25 protein-coding genes are annotated in these 14,615 nt (G+C 57.8%); all 25 read left to right on the top strand.

Features of this window, described 5'->3' with window-relative positions:
- The first annotated feature begins 29 nt into the window (after nucleotides 1–29).
- Entirely contained in the window at nucleotides 30–500 is a 471-nt protein-coding gene (rpsG, locus tag JLK41_RS21655) for a 30S ribosomal protein S7 (RefSeq protein ID WP_003246741.1), read from the top strand.
- A 30-nt stretch (nucleotides 501–530) separates the two neighbouring features.
- A complete protein-coding gene (gene fusA, locus JLK41_RS21650) occupies nucleotides 531–2,678 on the top strand; it encodes an elongation factor G (protein WP_037057235.1) in 2,148 nt (715 codons plus the stop codon).
- Nucleotides 2,679–2,708: 30 nt separating this feature from the next.
- The gene (tuf, locus tag JLK41_RS21645) at nucleotides 2,709–3,902 is read left to right on the top strand and encodes an elongation factor Tu (protein WP_134675806.1); all 1,194 of its coding nucleotides are present in this window, start codon (nucleotides 2,709–2,711) and stop codon (nucleotides 3,900–3,902) included.
- Between the two features lie 155 nt (nucleotides 3,903–4,057).
- Nucleotides 4,058–4,369, top strand: a complete 312-nt coding sequence (gene rpsJ, locus JLK41_RS21640) for a 30S ribosomal protein S10 (RefSeq protein ID WP_003243886.1) — start codon at nucleotides 4,058–4,060, stop codon at nucleotides 4,367–4,369.
- An 83-nt stretch (nucleotides 4,370–4,452) separates the two neighbouring features.
- A complete protein-coding gene (gene rplC / locus JLK41_RS21635; protein ID WP_013717347.1) occupies nucleotides 4,453–5,082 on the top strand; it encodes a 50S ribosomal protein L3 in 630 nt (209 codons plus the stop codon).
- A gap of 14 nt (nucleotides 5,083–5,096) precedes the next feature.
- Complete coding sequence (rplD, locus tag JLK41_RS21630) at nucleotides 5,097–5,699, top strand: 50S ribosomal protein L4 (RefSeq protein WP_037055711.1); 603 nt, start codon at nucleotides 5,097–5,099, stop codon at nucleotides 5,697–5,699.
- Nucleotides 5,696–5,995, top strand: a complete 300-nt coding sequence (rplW, locus tag JLK41_RS21625) for a 50S ribosomal protein L23 (RefSeq protein WP_021444331.1) — start codon at nucleotides 5,696–5,698, stop codon at nucleotides 5,993–5,995. Before rplD ends, rplW begins: the two co-directional genes overlap by 4 nt.
- A 14-nt stretch (nucleotides 5,996–6,009) precedes the next feature.
- Nucleotides 6,010–6,834 carry a 50S ribosomal protein L2 gene (gene rplB / locus JLK41_RS21620; RefSeq protein WP_037055713.1) on the top strand — a complete coding sequence of 275 codons (825 nt, stop codon included), beginning with the start codon at nucleotides 6,010–6,012 and terminating at the stop codon, nucleotides 6,832–6,834.
- A gap of 16 nt (nucleotides 6,835–6,850) precedes the next feature.
- Nucleotides 6,851–7,126: a 30S ribosomal protein S19 gene (rpsS, locus tag JLK41_RS21615; RefSeq protein WP_003243896.1), complete on the top strand. Its 276-nt coding sequence runs from the start codon at nucleotides 6,851–6,853 to the stop codon at nucleotides 7,124–7,126.
- 11 nt (nucleotides 7,127–7,137) lie between these two features.
- On the top strand, nucleotides 7,138–7,470 hold the full coding sequence (gene rplV / locus JLK41_RS21610; RefSeq protein ID WP_003103908.1) for a 50S ribosomal protein L22: 333 nt from the start codon (nucleotides 7,138–7,140) through the stop codon (nucleotides 7,468–7,470).
- Nucleotides 7,471–7,483: 13 nt separating this feature from the next.
- On the top strand, nucleotides 7,484–8,170 hold the full coding sequence (gene rpsC / locus JLK41_RS21605; protein WP_003243898.1) for a 30S ribosomal protein S3: 687 nt from the start codon (nucleotides 7,484–7,486) through the stop codon (nucleotides 8,168–8,170).
- Nucleotides 8,171–8,182: 12 nt separating this feature from the next.
- Nucleotides 8,183–8,596, top strand: coding sequence for a 50S ribosomal protein L16 (gene rplP, locus JLK41_RS21600; protein WP_003243901.1), 414 nt, complete (start codon nucleotides 8,183–8,185; stop codon nucleotides 8,594–8,596).
- A complete protein-coding gene (gene rpmC, locus JLK41_RS21595) occupies nucleotides 8,596–8,787 on the top strand; it encodes a 50S ribosomal protein L29 (RefSeq protein ID WP_003243902.1) in 192 nt (63 codons plus the stop codon). The genes rplP and rpmC overlap by 1 nt, the downstream gene beginning before the upstream one ends.
- 2 nt (nucleotides 8,788–8,789) lie before the next feature.
- A complete protein-coding gene (rpsQ, locus tag JLK41_RS21590) occupies nucleotides 8,790–9,056 on the top strand; it encodes a 30S ribosomal protein S17 (RefSeq protein ID WP_003243904.1) in 267 nt (88 codons plus the stop codon).
- A gap of 23 nt (nucleotides 9,057–9,079) precedes the next feature.
- Nucleotides 9,080–9,448: a 50S ribosomal protein L14 gene (gene rplN, locus JLK41_RS21585; RefSeq protein WP_003243907.1), complete on the top strand. Its 369-nt coding sequence runs from the start codon at nucleotides 9,080–9,082 to the stop codon at nucleotides 9,446–9,448.
- A gap of 11 nt (nucleotides 9,449–9,459) precedes the next feature.
- A complete protein-coding gene (gene rplX / locus JLK41_RS21580; protein WP_003463290.1) occupies nucleotides 9,460–9,774 on the top strand; it encodes a 50S ribosomal protein L24 in 315 nt (104 codons plus the stop codon).
- Nucleotides 9,775–9,793: 19 nt separating this feature from the next.
- Nucleotides 9,794–10,333: a 50S ribosomal protein L5 gene (rplE, locus tag JLK41_RS21575; RefSeq protein WP_003243911.1), complete on the top strand. Its 540-nt coding sequence runs from the start codon at nucleotides 9,794–9,796 to the stop codon at nucleotides 10,331–10,333.
- 14 nt (nucleotides 10,334–10,347) lie between these two features.
- A complete protein-coding gene (rpsN, locus tag JLK41_RS21570; RefSeq protein WP_037055718.1) occupies nucleotides 10,348–10,653 on the top strand; it encodes a 30S ribosomal protein S14 in 306 nt (101 codons plus the stop codon).
- Between the two features lie 194 nt (nucleotides 10,654–10,847).
- Nucleotides 10,848–11,240, top strand: coding sequence for a 30S ribosomal protein S8 (gene rpsH, locus JLK41_RS21565; RefSeq protein WP_003243915.1), 393 nt, complete (start codon nucleotides 10,848–10,850; stop codon nucleotides 11,238–11,240).
- Between the two features lie 12 nt (nucleotides 11,241–11,252).
- Entirely contained in the window at nucleotides 11,253–11,786 is a 534-nt protein-coding gene (gene rplF / locus JLK41_RS21560) for a 50S ribosomal protein L6 (protein WP_037055721.1), read from the top strand.
- Nucleotides 11,787–11,797: 11 nt separating this feature from the next.
- Nucleotides 11,798–12,148, top strand: coding sequence for a 50S ribosomal protein L18 (gene rplR, locus JLK41_RS21555; protein ID WP_017675612.1), 351 nt, complete (start codon nucleotides 11,798–11,800; stop codon nucleotides 12,146–12,148).
- Between the two features lie 3 nt (nucleotides 12,149–12,151).
- Entirely contained in the window at nucleotides 12,152–12,652 is a 501-nt protein-coding gene (gene rpsE / locus JLK41_RS21550; protein ID WP_037055724.1) for a 30S ribosomal protein S5, read from the top strand.
- A 2-nt stretch (nucleotides 12,653–12,654) separates the two neighbouring features.
- On the top strand, nucleotides 12,655–12,834 hold the full coding sequence (gene rpmD, locus JLK41_RS21545) for a 50S ribosomal protein L30 (protein WP_003243922.1): 180 nt from the start codon (nucleotides 12,655–12,657) through the stop codon (nucleotides 12,832–12,834).
- Nucleotides 12,835–12,836: 2 nt separating this feature from the next.
- On the top strand, nucleotides 12,837–13,271 hold the full coding sequence (gene rplO / locus JLK41_RS21540) for a 50S ribosomal protein L15 (protein WP_037055727.1): 435 nt from the start codon (nucleotides 12,837–12,839) through the stop codon (nucleotides 13,269–13,271).
- The gene (gene secY / locus JLK41_RS21535) at nucleotides 13,272–14,600 is read left to right on the top strand and encodes a preprotein translocase subunit SecY (protein WP_037055730.1); all 1,329 of its coding nucleotides are present in this window, start codon (nucleotides 13,272–13,274) and stop codon (nucleotides 14,598–14,600) included.
- The last annotated feature ends 15 nt before the right edge of the window (nucleotides 14,601–14,615 follow it).

Below are 14,615 nucleotides of genomic sequence, written 5' to 3'. Positions count from 1 at the left end.
TAACCTGAAGACCGTTTGAGGGCTTATCAATGCCAAGACGTCGTGTAGCAGCCAAGCGTGAGATCCTGGACGATCCGAAATACGGAAGCCAGATCCTCGCCAAATTCATGAACCACGTGATGGAAAGCGGCAAGAAGGCCGTGGCCGAGCGCATCGTTTACGGTGCTCTGGACACTGTCAAAGCACGTAAGAACAGCGATCCCCTGGAGATCTTCGAGAAAGCTCTCGACGCCATCGCTCCGCTGGTCGAAGTCAAGTCCCGCCGTGTAGGCGGTGCTACCTACCAGGTTCCGGTCGAAGTTCGTCCGTCCCGTCGTAACGCTCTGGCCATGCGCTGGCTGGTGGACTACGCGCGCAAGCGTGGTGAGAAGTCCATGGCTCTGCGTCTGGCTGGTGAGTTGCTGGATGCTGCTGAAGGCAAAGGCGCTGCTGTCAAGAAGCGTGAAGACGTGCACCGTATGGCTGAAGCCAACAAGGCTTTCTCGCACTACCGCTTCTAATTCCGGCTCCACTAACCTTGCGAGGGCTTTATGGCTCGTAATACAGCAATTAACCGCTACCGTAACATCGGTATCTGTGCCCACGTTGACGCGGGCAAGACCACCACTACCGAGCGGATCCTGTTCTACACAGGCCTGAGCCACAAGATGGGCGAGGTGCATGATGGCGCCGCGACCACCGACTGGATGGTTCAGGAGCAGGAGCGTGGTATTACCATTACTTCTGCTGCGATCACCACCTTCTGGGAAGGTTCTCGTCGTCAGTACGACAAGTACCGCGTAAACGTCATCGATACCCCCGGTCACGTTGACTTCACCATCGAAGTAGAGCGCTCCCTGCGCGTACTCGACGGTGCCGTCGTCGTGTTCTGCGGTACTTCGGGCGTTGAGCCGCAGTCCGAAACCGTATGGCGTCAGGCCAACAAGTACGGTGTTCCGCGTATCGTCTACGTGAACAAGATGGACCGTGCCGGTGCCAACTTCCTGCGCGTCGTCGGTCAGATCAAGAACCGTCTGGGTCACACCCCGGTTCCAATCCAGATCGCCATCGGTGCCGAGGACAACTTCCAGGGTCAGGTCGACCTGATCAAGATGAAAGCCATCTACTGGAACGATGACGACAAGGGCACTACCTATCGCGAGGAAGAGATTCCTGCGGAGCTGGTGGACCTGGCCAACGAATGGCGCTCCAACATGGTCGAGGCTGCTGCCGAGGCCAACGAAGAGCTGATGAACAAGTACCTCGAAGAAGGTGACCTGTCCGTCGACGACATCAAGGCTGGTCTGCGCGCCCGTACTCTGGCGAGCGAGATCGTTCCTGCTGTCTGCGGTTCTTCGTTCAAGAACAAGGGCGTTCCCCTGGTTCTGGACGCCGTCATCGACTTCCTGCCTGCTCCGACCGAGATCCCGGCGATCAAGGGTATCCACCCGGATCTGGCCGAGAAGCCGAAAGAGCAGATGGAAGAGTCGGACTACGACGAGCGTCACGCGGATGACAACGAGCCGTTCTCGGCTCTGGCGTTCAAGATCGCGACCGACCCGTTCGTCGGTACCCTGACCTTCGTTCGCGTCTACTCGGGCGTTCTGGAGTCTGGCCAGTCGGTCATCAACTCCGTGAAGGGCAAGAAAGAGCGCGTTGGTCGTATGGTGCAGATGCACGCCAACCAGCGTGAAGAGATCAAAGAAGTACGCGCTGGTGACATCGCTGCTCTGATCGGCATGAAGGACGTCACCACTGGTGAAACCCTGTGCGATCCCGAGAAGCAGATCATCCTCGAGCGTATGGACTTCCCGGAGCCGGTGATTTCGGTAGCTGTAGAGCCGAAAACCAAGGCTGACCAGGAGAAGATGGGTATCGCTCTGGGCAAGCTCGCTCAGGAAGACCCGTCGTTCCGCGTCAAGACTGACGAGGAAACCGGTCAGACCATCATCTCCGGTATGGGTGAGCTGCACCTGGACATTCTCGTTGACCGCATGAAGCGCGAGTTCAACGTTGAAGCCAACATCGGTAAGCCGCAGGTTTCCTATCGTGAAACCATCACCAAGGACGCTGTCGAGATCGAAGGCAAGTTCGTTCGTCAGTCCGGTGGTCGCGGTCAGTTCGGTCACTGCTGGATTCGCTTCTCGACTCCGGACGTGGACGACAAGGGCAACATCACTGAAGGCCTGGTGTTCACTAACGAGGTCGTTGGTGGTGTGGTACCGAAGGAATACATCCCGGCTATCCAGAAGGGTATCGAAGAGCAGATGAAGAACGGCGTCGTCGCCGGCTATCCGCTGATCGGCCTGAAGGCTACCGTGTTCGATGGTTCCTACCACGACGTCGACTCCAACGAGATGGCGTTCAAGATCGCTGCCTCCATGGCGACCAAGCAGCTGGCCCAGAAGGGTGGCGGCAAGGTGCTCGAGCCGATCATGAAAGTGGAAGTGGTGACTCCTGAGGATTACATGGGTGACGTGATGGGTGACCTGAACCGTCGTCGTGGTCTGATCCAGGGTATGGAAGATTCGGTCTCCGGCAAGGTCATCCGTGCCGAAGTTCCGCTGGGCGAGATGTTTGGTTACGCTACCGACGTTCGTTCCATGTCCCAGGGTCGCGCCAGCTACTCCATGGAATTCTCCAAGTACGCAGAGGCTCCGGCGAACATCGTCGAAGCACTGGTTAAAAAACAAGGCTAATCCCGCCCTTTAAGTAAGAGGTTTACTGTCGTGGCTAAGGAAAAATTCGAACGTAACAAACCGCACGTCAACGTCGGCACCATCGGTCACGTTGACCACGGTAAGACCACTCTGACCGCTGCTCTGACCCGTGTCTGCTCCGAAGTTTTCGGTTCGGCCAAGGTCGACTTCGACAAGATCGACAGCGCTCCGGAAGAAAAAGCTCGTGGTATCACCATCAACACTGCGCACGTAGAGTACGACTCCAACATTCGTCACTACGCGCACGTTGACTGCCCGGGTCACGCCGACTACGTGAAGAACATGATCACCGGTGCTGCCCAGATGGACGGCGCGATCCTGGTCTGCTCGGCTGCCGACGGCCCGATGCCGCAAACCCGTGAGCACATCCTGCTGTCCCGTCAGGTTGGCGTACCGTACATCGTCGTGTTCCTGAACAAGGCCGACATGGTTGACGACGCTGAGCTGCTGGAACTGGTCGAGATGGAAGTTCGCGACCTGCTGAGCACCTACGATTTCCCGGGTGACGACACTCCGATCATCATCGGCTCCGCGCTGATGGCTCTGAACGGCGAAGACACCAACGAAATGGGCACCAGCGCTGTTAAGAAGCTGGTCGAGACTCTGGACAGCTACATTCCTGAGCCGGTTCGTGCCATCGACCGTCCGTTCCTGATGCCGATCGAAGACGTATTCTCGATCTCCGGCCGCGGTACTGTTGTTACCGGTCGTGTAGAGCGCGGTATCGTCAAGATCCAGGAAGAAATCGAAATCGTTGGTCTGCGTCCGACCACCAAGACCACCTGCACCGGCGTTGAGATGTTCCGCAAGCTGCTGGACGAAGGTCGTGCTGGTGAGAACTGCGGCGTGCTGCTGCGCGGCACCAAGCGTGATGAAGTTGAGCGTGGTCAGGTTCTGGCCAAGCCGGGCACCATCAAGCCGCACACCAAGTTCGAAGCTGAAGTGTACGTTCTGTCCAAGGAAGAAGGTGGTCGTCACACCCCGTTCTTCAAGGGCTACCGTCCGCAGTTCTACTTCCGTACCACTGACGTGACCGGTTCGTGCGAACTGCCGGAAGGCGTTGAGATGGTAATGCCGGGCGACAACATCAAGATGGTTGTCACCCTGATCAAGCCGATCGCCATGGAAGACGGCCTGCGCTTCGCGATCCGCGAAGGCGGTCGTACCGTCGGCGCTGGCGTGGTTGCCAAGATCGTCGAGTAATCAACGATCCGCTTGAAAGAAAGGGGCCCTTCGGGGCCCTTTTCTTTTGAACTGGTTAAAAGTTGACACCCCTGGGGGGCATCCGTACAATTGCGCCTCCCTCGAACGGGCGTAGTCCGTCTGTGGGGATTAGCAGCTTGGAATCTGAGGTCAAAATGCAAAACCAACAAATCCGTATTCGGTTGAAGGCTTTTGACCATCGCCTGATCGATCAATCTACCCAGGAAATCGTGGAAACCGCGAAACGTACTGGTGCTCAGGTGCGTGGTCCGATTCCTCTGCCTACTCGTAAGGAGCGGTATACCGTTCTGATTTCCCCGCACGTCAACAAAGACGCGCGTGATCAGTACGAAATCCGCACTCATAAGCGTGTTCTGGACATCGTCCAGCCGACGGATAAAACCGTTGATGCGCTGATGAAGCTCGACCTTGCGGCAGGCGTGGAAGTGCAGATCAGCCTCGGCTAAAACCTGGCGGTTTTAGTCGTGTAACGCTCTGAAATGGGCGGCCATAGCGGGTGAAAGCCCCGTACACTCATGAGGTTTACAACATGACTATTGGTGTAGTCGGTCGTAAGTGCGGTATGACCCGCATTTTCACCGAAGAAGGTGTCTCCATTCCGGTCACGGTCATCGAGATCGAACCGAATCGCGTCACCCAGTTCAAAAACGAGGAGTCCGATGGCTATCGTGCAGTGCAGGTCACTGTCGGTGAGCGTCGTGCCTCGCGTGTTAGCAAGGCTCAAGCTGGCCACTTCGCCAAGGCGAACGTCGCGGCAGGTCGTACCGTTCTGGAATTCCGTCTTGAAGAAGGCGACTACCAGGCTGGCGATCTGATCAACGCTGAAATTTTCCAAGCTGGTCAACTGGTCGACGTGACCGGTCAGTCCAAAGGTAAAGGCTTCGCCGGTACCATCAAGCGTTGGAACTTCCGCGGCCAGGACAACACTCACGGTAACTCCGTTTCGCACCGTGTACCGGGTTCCATCGGTCAGTGCCAGACCCCGGGTCGTGTATTCAAGGGCAAGAAGATGTCCGGTCATATGGGCGCCGAGCGCGTGACCGTGCAGTCCCTGGAAGTTGTTCGCGTAGACGCCGAGCGTAATCTGCTGCTGGTCAAGGGTGCCGTTCCGGGCGCTACTGGCGGCGACGTTATCGTTCGTCCGGCTGTCAAGGCGTAAGGGGAGAATCTGAGATGCAATTGAATGTAAATGGCGCTCAGGCGATCGAAGTGTCCGAAGCGACCTTCGGTGGCGAGTTCAACGAGACCCTGGTTCACCAAGCAGTCGTGGCCTACATGGCCGGCGGCCGTCAGGGCACCAAAGGCCAGAAGTCCCGTTCCGACGTTTCCGGTGGCGGTAAGCGCCCGTGGCGTCAGAAGGGTACCGGTCGTGCTCGTGCGGGTACCACCCGTGGTCCGATCTGGCGTGGCGGTGGTGTGACCTTCGCAGCGTCCACCCGTAACCATGATCAGAAGCTGAACAAGAAGATGTACCGCGCAGCCCTGCGCTCCATCCTTGCTGAGCTGGTTCGTACCGACCGTCTGGTAGTGGTTGAAGACTTCGCTGTCGAAGCGCCGAAAACCAAGGCTCTGCTGAGCAAGCTGAACGGCCTGGGTCTGAACGATGTGCTGATCGTATCCGACGCGGTCGATCAGAACCTGTACCTGGCTGCCCGCAACCTGCCGCACGTCGATGTACGTGACGTCCAGGGTTCCGATCCGGTCAGCCTGATCGCGTACGAAAAAGTGCTGGTCACTGTTTCGGCCGTGAAGAAATTCGAGGAGCTGCTGGGATGAACCAGGAACGCGTATTCAAAGTGCTGCTTGGCCCGCACATCTCCGAGAAGGCCACGGTTCTGGCTGACAAGCAAGGTCAGTTCGTTTTCAAAGTCGCTACCGATGCGACCAAGCTGGAAATCAAGAAGGCCGTCGAAAGCCTGTTCAGCGTGAAGGTTGAGCGCGTTACTACCCAGAACGTTCTGGGCAAGAGCAAGCGCACCGCTCGCGGTCTGGGCAAGCGTAACGACTGGAAGAAGGCAGTTATCTCCCTTCAGCCGGGCCAAGATCTCGATTTCACCAGCAGTGCTGAGTAAGGAAGGGGTGCATCATGGCAATCGTTAAATGCAAACCGACTTCCGCTGGCCGCCGTTTTGTGGTCAAGGTGGTCAATCAGGAGCTGCACAAAGGCGCTCCGTACGCTCCGCTGCTCGAGAAGAAGTCGAAGTCCGGTGGTCGTAACAACAACGGCCGTATCACCACGCGTCACGTTGGTGGTGGTCACAAGCAGCATTACCGTCTGGTCGACTTCCGTCGCAACGACAAAGATGGCATCCCTGCCACTGTCGAGCGCGTGGAATACGATCCGAACCGTACTGCTCACATCGCTCTGCTGAAGTACGCCGACGGTGAGCGTCGCTACATCATTGCCCCGAAAGGCGTTGTAGCTGGCGACCAACTGATCGCGGGCATCATGGCTCCGATCAAGGCCGGTAACAGCCTGCAGCTGCGCAACATTCCGGTGGGTTCGACCGTTCACGGTATCGAGCTGAAGCCGGGTAAAGGCGCGCAGATCGCTCGTTCCGCTGGTGCTTCCGCTCAGCTGATCGCGCGTGAAGGTGCTTATGTGACTCTGCGTCTGCGCTCCGGCGAAATGCGCAAAGTCCTGGCTGAGTGCCGTGCGACCCTGGGCGAAGTCTCGAACTCCGAGCACAGCCTGCGTTCGCTGGGTAAGGCTGGCGCCAAGCGCTGGCGTGGTGTTCGTCCGACCGTTCGTGGTGTTGCCATGAACCCGGTTGATCACCCGCACGGTGGTGGTGAAGGTCGTACCTCCGGTGGTCGTCATCCGGTGTCGCCATGGGGCTTCCCGACCAAGGGCGCGAAGACCCGTGCTAACAAGCGCACCGACAACATGATCGTCCGTCGTCGCAAGTAAATAGAGGGATACGACAGTGCCACGTTCTCTGAAAAAAGGTCCTTTTATCGATCTTCACCTACTGAAGAAGGTCGAAGCGGCGGTGGAAAAGAATGATCGCAAGCCGGTTAAAACCTGGTCGCGTCGTTCGATGATCCTGCCGCAGATGGTCGGTTTGACCATCGCCGTGCATAACGGTCGTCAGCATGTCCCGGTTCTCGTGAACGAAGACATGGTCGGCCACAAACTGGGCGAATTTGCCGGCACTCGTACCTATCGTGGTCACGTTGCCGACAAGAAAGGCAAGCGTTAAGGGGTTTGGAAATGGAAGTAGCCGCTAAGTTGTCGGGCGCTCGCATCTCCGCCCAGAAAGCTCGCCTGGTCGCCGACCAGATCCGCGGGAAGAAGGTGGGCGAAGCGCTCAACCTGCTGGCTTTCAGCAGCAAGAAAGCCGCCGAGATCATGAAGAAAGTGCTGGAGTCGGCCGTTGCCAACGCCGAGCACAACGAAGGCGCAGACGTTGATGACCTGAAGGTCAGCACCGTTTTCGTCAACGAAGGGCGTTCGCTTAAGCGCATCATGCCGCGTGCCAAAGGCCGTGCTGATCGCATCGTCAAGCGGTCTTGCCATATCACTGTCAAGGTTGCGGACAAGTAACGGAGTCGATCAGATGGGTCAGAAAGTACATCCCGTTGGCATCCGCCTGGGAATCGTCAAGGATCACACCTCGGTCTGGTATGCAGACGGTCGCAATTACGCCGACTATCTGAATGCCGACCTGAAGGTTCGTGCATACCTGCAAGACAAACTAAAAAGCGCGTCCGTTAGCCGTATCGACATCGCTCGTCCGGCTCAAACCGCACGCATCACCATCCACACCGCTCGTCCCGGCATCGTGATCGGCAAGAAAGGTGAAGATGTTGAGAAGCTGCGTCAGGACCTGACCAAGCAAATGGGTGTGCCGGTGCACATCAACATCGAAGAGATCCGCAAGCCGGAGCTCGACGGTATGCTGGTTGCGCAGAGCGTAGCTCAGCAGCTGGAGCGTCGCGTTATGTTCCGTCGCGCCATGAAGCGCGCTGTACAGAACGCCATGCGCATTGGTGCCAAGGGCATCAAGATCCAGGTGAGTGGTCGTCTCGGCGGCGCTGAAATCGCTCGTACCGAGTGGTATCGCGAAGGTCGTGTGCCCCTGCACACCCTGCGTGCCGACATCGATTACGCCACCTACGAAGCGCACACCACTTACGGTGTGATCGGCGTCAAGGTTTGGATCTTCAAGGGTGAGGTCATTGGTGGCCGCACTGAAGAGCTGAAGCCGCAAGCGCCCGCTCCTCGTAAAGCTGCTAAGAAATAAGGAGTACGCATCATGTTGCAACCAAAGCGTACGAAGTTCCGCAAGCAGATGACCGGCCACAACCGTGGTCTGGCTCAGCGCGGTAGCAAAGTCAGCTTCGGCGAGTTCGCGCTGAAGTCTGTCGCCCGCGGTCGTCTCACCGCTCGTCAGATCGAGTCCGCTCGTCGTGCTCTGACTCGTCACGTAAAACGTGGCGGCAAGATCTGGATCCGCGTCTTCCCGGACAAGCCGGTTACCAAGAAGCCTCTCGAAGTGCGTATGGGTAAAGGTAAGGGTGGCGTTGAATACTGGGTAGCCCAGATCCAGCCAGGCAAAGTCCTGTACGAGATCGAAGGCGTATCCGAAGAGCTGGCGCGCGAGGCCTTCGCCCTGGCTGCTGCAAAGCTGCCGCTCGCCACCACCTTTGTTAAGCGGACGGTGATGTGATGAAAGCGACCGAACTTCGTGAAAAAAGCGCACAGCAGCTGAACGAGCAACTGCTCGAGCTGCTGCGCGACCAGTTCAATCTGCGTATGCAGAAGGCAACTGGCCAGCTGGGGCAGTCGCACCTGCTCTCGCAAGTGAAGCGCGACATCGCTCGCGTCAAGACTGTCCTCAGCCAGCAGGCAGGTAAGTGATCATGGCCGAAGTTGAAAAAACAGTCCGTACGCTGACCGGCCGTGTTGTCAGCGACAAGATGGACAAGACCATCACCGTTCTGATCGAGCGTCGCGTCAAGCACCCGATCTACGGTAAATACGTCAAGCGTTCGACCAAGCTGCACGCTCACGACGAATCCAACCAGTGCAAGATCGGCGACAAGGTTTCCATCCGTGAAACCCGCCCGCAGTCCAAGACCAAGTCCTGGGCGCTGGTTGAAGTCGTTGAACGCGCCGTAGAAGTCTAAGAGCTAAGGGTCGGAGAAATTTTATGATTCAGACTCAATCCATGCTCGATGTGGCTGACAACAGTGGTGCACGTCGCGTCATGTGCATCAAGGTGCTGGGCGGCTCGCATCGTCGCTACGCCGGCATCGGCGACATCATCAAGGTCACCGTCAAGGAAGCAATTCCGCGCGGCAAAGTGAAGAAAGGTCAGGTCATGACCGCAGTGGTCGTTCGTACCCGTCACGGCGTTCGCCGTGCTGACGGTTCGATCATCCGCTTCGACGGCAACGCTGCTGTTCTGCTGAACAACAAGCAAGAGCCGATCGGTACCCGTATTTTCGGGCCAGTGACCCGTGAACTTCGTTCCGAGAAGTTCATGAAGATCGTCTCGCTCGCCCCTGAAGTGCTTTAAGGAGATCCGACATGCAAAAGATTCGTCGTGACGACGAGATCATCGTGATCGCCGGCAAAGACAAAGGTAAGCGTGGCAAGGTGCTCAAGGTTCTCGCTGACGACCGTCTGGTCGTTGGCGGCATCAACCTGGTGAAGCGCCACACCAAGCCGAACCCGATGTCGGGCGTTCAAGGCGGTATCGTCGAGAAAGAAGCGCCGCTGCACGCTTCCAACGTTGCCATCTTCAACTCTGAAACCAACAAGGCTGATCGCGTTGGCTTCAAGGTCGAAGACGGCAAGAAAATTCGTGTCTTCAAGTCCACCCAAAAGCCGGTTGGCGCTTGAGAATCATAGGTAGAACACCATGGCACGACTGAAAGAGATTTACCGGAAGGAAATCGCGCCCAAGCTGAAGGAAGAACTGAAGCTGGCCAACGTGATGGAAGTTCCGCGCATCACCAAAATCACCCTGAACATGGGCCTGGGCGAAGCGATCGGTGACAAGAAAGTCATCGAGAACGCCGTTGCCGACCTCGAGAAGATCACCGGTCAGAAAGTCGTCGTGACTCATGCCCGCAAGTCGATCGCAGGTTTCAAGGTTCGTGAAGGCTGGCCGATTGGCGTCAAGGTCACTCTGCGTCGCGAGCGTATGTACGAGTTCCTGGATCGTCTGCTGTCCATCTCCCTGCCGCGCGTGCGTGACTTCCGCGGCCTGAATGCCAAGTCCTTCGACGGCCGCGGCAACTACAGCATGGGCGTGAAAGAGCAGATCATCTTCCCGGAAATCGATTACGACAAGATCGATGCGCTGCGTGGTCTGGACATCACCCTGACTACCACTGCCCGTAACGATGATGAAGGCCGCGCTCTGCTGCGTGCTTTCAACTTCCCGTTCCGCAACTGATCGGAGTCTGGAAAATGGCCAAAATGAGCATGAAGAACCGTGAGCTGAAGCGTCAGCAAACGGTTGCCAAGTACGCCAAGAAGCGTGCCGAGCTGAAAGCGATCATCGTTAACCCGAACTCCACTCCGGAAGCTCGTTGGGAAGCGCAGGTCGCCCTGCAGAAGCAGCCACGTGACGCCAGCGCCTCGCGCCTGCGTAACCGTTGCCGCATCACCGGCCGTCCGCACGGCGTTTACCGCAAGTTCGGTCTGTCGCGTAACAAGCTGCGCGAAGCCGCCATGCGCGGTGACGTACCGGGCCTGGTGAAAGCCAGCTGGTAATCAGCGGTAGCTGAAAGCAGAGCCGGCCTTGTGCCGGCTTTGCCTTTTATTGAACAAGCCCCTTTTGGGGCTTGCTTCATTTTTGATCGGTCTCTAGAATGTCCGGCTCTCCTGAGCCTGGTATTTCCGTGCCGAGCTTTTGGATGATCCCACAGCCCTCGGGCTGTTCTTTTTGTATCAGGAGCGTCTAGCCCATGAGTATGCAGGACCCGTTAGCGGACATGCTAACTCGTATCCGTAATGCCCAGATGGCTGAAAAGTCCGTCGTAAGCATGCCGTCTTCCACTCTGAAGGTGGCTGTAGCCAAAGTTCTGAAGGACGAGGGTTACATTGCGGGTTACGAAGTAAATGGCGAAGCCAAGCCACAACTGTCCATCGAGCTGAAGTACTTCGAAGGCCGTCCGGTCATCGAGGAAGTCAAGCGCGTGAGCCGTCCTGGCCTTCGTCAATACAAATCCGTCGATGACCTGCCGAAGGTTCGTGGCGGTCTCGGTGTTTCCATCGTCTCCACCAACAAAGGTGTGATGACGGATCGCGCTGCGCGCGCTGCCGGTGTCGGCGGCGAAGTGCTCTGCACCGTGTTCTAAGGGGGGATAAGCATGTCTCGCGTTGCTAAGAACCCCGTCGCGCTGCCAGCTGGTGTCGAGATCAAACTCGCCGGTCAGCAGCTCTCGGTGAAGGGTGCCAAGGGCACTCTGGAACTGAACGTTCATTCGTCCGTGGAAGTGATCCAGGAAGGTAGCGAGCTGCGTTTCGCTGCTCGTAACGGCGACCAGCAGAACCGTGCCATGGCCGGTACTACTCGCGCTCTGGTGAACAACATGGTCATCGGTGTCAGCCAAGGCTTCGAGCGTAAGCTGCAACTGGTAGGTGTGGGCTACAAAGCTCAAGCCAAAGGCCAGGTGCTGAACCTTGCTCTGGGCTTCTCCCACCCGATCGACTACGAACTGCCGGAAGGCGTCGTGGCCGAAACCCCGAACCAGACCGAAATCCTGATCAAGGGTATCGACAAGCAACTGGTGGGTCAGGTGGCTGCGGAGATCCGTGACTTCCGTCGTCCTGAGCCGTACAAGGGCAAAGGCGTTCGTTACGCGGATGAAGTTGTCCGTCGTAAAGAAGCCAAGAAGAAGTAAGGGGCTGAGAAATGACCGACAAAAAAGTTACTCGTCTGCGTCGCGCTCGCAAAGCACGCCTGAAAATGCACGAGCTCGAAGCCGTGCGTCTGTGCGTGTATCGCTCTTCGCAGCACATCTATGCCCAGGTCATCTCGGCCGACGGCAGCAAGGTTCTGGCCAGCGCCTCTACCTTGGACAAAGCTCTGCGTGATGGCGCCACCGGCAACGTCGACGCAGCCAAGAAAGTTGGTGCGCTGGTTGCTGAGCGTGCGAAAGCCGCTGGTGTGACTCAAGTGGCATTCGACCGTTCTGGCTTCAAGTACCACGGCCGCGTCAAGGCGCTGGCTGATGCTGCTCGTGAAGGCGGGCTGGAGTTCTAAGTTATGGCAAATAACGACCAAAAGCGCGACGAAGGCTACATCGAGAAGCTGGTTCAGGTTAACCGCGTTGCCAAGACCGTCAAAGGTGGCCGTATCTTCACCTTCACCGCACTGACCGTAGTGGGTGATGGCAAGGGTCGCGTCGGTTTCGGCCGTGGCAAGTCCCGTGAAGTACCGGCTGCCATCCAGAAGGCGATGGAAGCTGCGCGTCGCAACATGATCCAGGTGGATCTGAACGGCACCACTCTGCAGTACCCGATCAAGTCCGCTCACGGCGCCTCCAAGGTGTTCATGCAGCCGGCTTCCGAAGGTACCGGTATCATCGCCGGCGGCGCCATGCGTGCCGTGCTGGAAGTGGCTGGTGTGCAGAACGTTCTGGCCAAGTGCTACGGCTCGACCAACCCGGTGAACGTGGTTCATGCCACTTTCGAAGGTCTGAAGACCATGCAGTCTCCGGAATCCGTTGCGGCCAAGCGTGGCAAGAGCGTCGAGGAGATTCTCTAACCATGGCTAACACCGTCAAAGTGACTCTGATCAAGAGCACCAATGGCCGTCTGGCCAATCACAAAGCTTGCGTCAAGGGCCTGGGCCTGCGTCGCATCGGTCACACCGTAGAGGTTCTGGATACTCCGGAAAACCGCGGCATGATCAACAAGGCTTACTACCTGCTGAAGGTGGAGGGTTAATCATGCAACTGAACGATCTGCGTTCCGCGCCGGGTGCCCGTCGCGAAAAGCACCGTCCGGGCCGTGGTATCGGTAGCGGTCTGGGCAAGACTGGTGGCCGTGGTCACAAAGGTCAGACCTCCCGCTCCGGTGGCTCCATCGCTCCGGGCTTCGAGGGTGGTCAGCAGCCGCTGCACCGCCGTCTGCCGAAGTTCGGCTTCGTTTCCCTGAAGGCTATGGATCGCGCTGAACTGCGTACCTCCGAGCTGAACAAGGTTGAAGGCGATGTCGTTACTCTGCAGGCTCTGAAGGATGCCAACCTGGTAGGCCAACACGTACAGCGCGTCAAAGTCATGCTGTCCGGTGAGGTTACCCGTGCGGTCACCCTGAAAGGTATCGCCGCCACCAAGGGTGCGCGTGCGGCTATCGAAGCAGCTGGCGGTAAGTTCGAGGACTAAATGGCTAAGCAAGGTGCTCTCTCAGCGCTGGCAGGTGGCGGGTTGTCCGAACTCTGGGCTCGACTGCGCTTCCTGTTCCTGGCGATCATCGTCTACCGGATAGGTGCGCACATCCCGGTTCCTGGCATCAACCCAGACCGACTGGCGGATCTGTTCCGGCAGAATGAGGGGACCATTCTTAGCTTGTTCAACATGTTTTCCGGCGGCGCGCTGGAGCGGATGAGCATCTTTGCACTGGGGATCATGCCGTACATCTCGGCATCGATCATCATGCAGCTGATGACCGCCGTCAGCCCGCAGCTGGAGCAGTTGAAGAAGGAAGGTGAAGCTGGCCGTCGCAAGATCAGCCAGTACACCCGCTACGGCACACTCGCCCTGGCATTCGTCCAGGCCATCGGCATGTCCGTTGGTCTGGCCAGTCAGGGCGTAGCGTTCTCGGTCGATTTCGGCTTCCACTTCGTGGCGGTCACCACTTTTGTGGCGGGCGCGATGTTCATGATGTGGCTGGGCGAGCAGATCACCGAGCGCGGTGTCGGCAACGGTATCTCGATGCTGATTTTTGCTGGCATCGTGGCCGGTCTGCCGGCGGCAATCGGGCAGTCTTTCGAGTCTGCCCGTCAAGGCGATATCAACATCTTCGCCCTGATTGCCATCGGCCTGCTGGCAGTAGCGATCATCGGTTTCGTGGTGTTCATCGAGCGTGGTCAGCGTCGCATTGCGGTGCACTACGCCAAGCGTCAGCAGGGCCGCAAGGTCTTCGCTGCGCAGACCAGCCACTTGCCGTTGAAGGTGAACATGGCGGGCGTGATCCCGGCCATTTTCGCCAGCAGCCTTCTGCTGTTCCCGGCCTCGCTGGGGTCTTGGTTCGGTCAGTCCGAAGGTCTGGGCTGGCTGCAGGACATTTCGCAGGCTATCGCTCCTGGTCAGCCGTTGAACATTCTGCTGTTTAGTGCAGGGATCATTTTCTTCTGCTTCTTCTACACAGCGCTGATGTTCAACCCGAAAGACGTAGCGGAAAACCTGAAGAAGTCCGGTGCCTTTATTCCGGGCATCCGTCCGGGCGAGCAGTCGGCACGCTATATCGATGGCGTACTGACCCGCTTGACCATGTTCGGTGCTCTGTACATGACGGCCGTGTGCCTGTTGCCCCAGTTCCTGGTGGTGGCGGCCAACGTTCCGTTCTACCTTGGCGGGACCTCGTTGCTGATCGTGGTCGTGGTTGTCATGGACTTCATGTCCCAAGTGCAATCTCACCTCGTGTCTCACCAGTACGATTCCCTGATGAAGAAAGCCAACCTGAAGGGTTATGGCAGCGGCATGCTCCGCTGATCCACCCGTAAGGTT

Origin of the sequence: Ectopseudomonas khazarica (genome assembly GCF_017915135.1) — a bacterium.
Lineage (GTDB): Bacteria > Pseudomonadota > Gammaproteobacteria > Pseudomonadales > Pseudomonadaceae > Aquipseudomonas > Aquipseudomonas khazarica.
Note: the sequence above shows the minus strand (reverse complement) of the source record. Positions and strands in the feature narration are given on the sequence as shown.

Bases quoted from the DNA above. Each gene is read 5' to 3' on its own strand.
- rpsG (WP_003246741.1), top strand. From the start codon at position 30: ATGCCAAGACGTCGTGTAGCAGCCAAGCGTGAGATCCTGGACGATCCG.
- fusA (WP_037057235.1), top strand. From the start codon at position 531: ATGGCTCGTAATACAGCAATTAACCGCTACCGTAACATCGGTATCTGT.
- rpsJ (WP_003243886.1), top strand. From the start codon at position 4,058: ATGCAAAACCAACAAATCCGTATTCGGTTGAAGGCTTTTGACCATCGC.
- rplC (WP_013717347.1), top strand. From the start codon at position 4,453: ATGACTATTGGTGTAGTCGGTCGTAAGTGCGGTATGACCCGCATTTTC.
- rplD (WP_037055711.1), top strand. From the start codon at position 5,097: ATGCAATTGAATGTAAATGGCGCTCAGGCGATCGAAGTGTCCGAAGCG.
- rplW (WP_021444331.1), top strand. From the start codon at position 5,696: ATGAACCAGGAACGCGTATTCAAAGTGCTGCTTGGCCCGCACATCTCC.
- rplB (WP_037055713.1), top strand. From the start codon at position 6,010: ATGGCAATCGTTAAATGCAAACCGACTTCCGCTGGCCGCCGTTTTGTG.
- rplV (WP_003103908.1), top strand. From the start codon at position 7,138: ATGGAAGTAGCCGCTAAGTTGTCGGGCGCTCGCATCTCCGCCCAGAAA.
- rpsC (WP_003243898.1), top strand. From the start codon at position 7,484: ATGGGTCAGAAAGTACATCCCGTTGGCATCCGCCTGGGAATCGTCAAG.
- rplP (WP_003243901.1), top strand. From the start codon at position 8,183: ATGTTGCAACCAAAGCGTACGAAGTTCCGCAAGCAGATGACCGGCCAC.
- rpmC (WP_003243902.1), top strand. From the start codon at position 8,596: ATGAAAGCGACCGAACTTCGTGAAAAAAGCGCACAGCAGCTGAACGAG.
- rpsQ (WP_003243904.1), top strand. From the start codon at position 8,790: ATGGCCGAAGTTGAAAAAACAGTCCGTACGCTGACCGGCCGTGTTGTC.
- rplN (WP_003243907.1), top strand. From the start codon at position 9,080: ATGATTCAGACTCAATCCATGCTCGATGTGGCTGACAACAGTGGTGCA.
- rplX (WP_003463290.1), top strand. From the start codon at position 9,460: ATGCAAAAGATTCGTCGTGACGACGAGATCATCGTGATCGCCGGCAAA.
- rplE (WP_003243911.1), top strand. From the start codon at position 9,794: ATGGCACGACTGAAAGAGATTTACCGGAAGGAAATCGCGCCCAAGCTG.
- rpsN (WP_037055718.1), top strand. From the start codon at position 10,348: ATGGCCAAAATGAGCATGAAGAACCGTGAGCTGAAGCGTCAGCAAACG.
- rpsH (WP_003243915.1), top strand. From the start codon at position 10,848: ATGAGTATGCAGGACCCGTTAGCGGACATGCTAACTCGTATCCGTAAT.
- rplF (WP_037055721.1), top strand. From the start codon at position 11,253: ATGTCTCGCGTTGCTAAGAACCCCGTCGCGCTGCCAGCTGGTGTCGAG.
- rplR (WP_017675612.1), top strand. From the start codon at position 11,798: ATGACCGACAAAAAAGTTACTCGTCTGCGTCGCGCTCGCAAAGCACGC.
- rpsE (WP_037055724.1), top strand. From the start codon at position 12,152: ATGGCAAATAACGACCAAAAGCGCGACGAAGGCTACATCGAGAAGCTG.
- rpmD (WP_003243922.1), top strand. From the start codon at position 12,655: ATGGCTAACACCGTCAAAGTGACTCTGATCAAGAGCACCAATGGCCGT.
- rplO (WP_037055727.1), top strand. From the start codon at position 12,837: ATGCAACTGAACGATCTGCGTTCCGCGCCGGGTGCCCGTCGCGAAAAG.
- secY (WP_037055730.1), top strand. From the start codon at position 13,272: ATGGCTAAGCAAGGTGCTCTCTCAGCGCTGGCAGGTGGCGGGTTGTCC.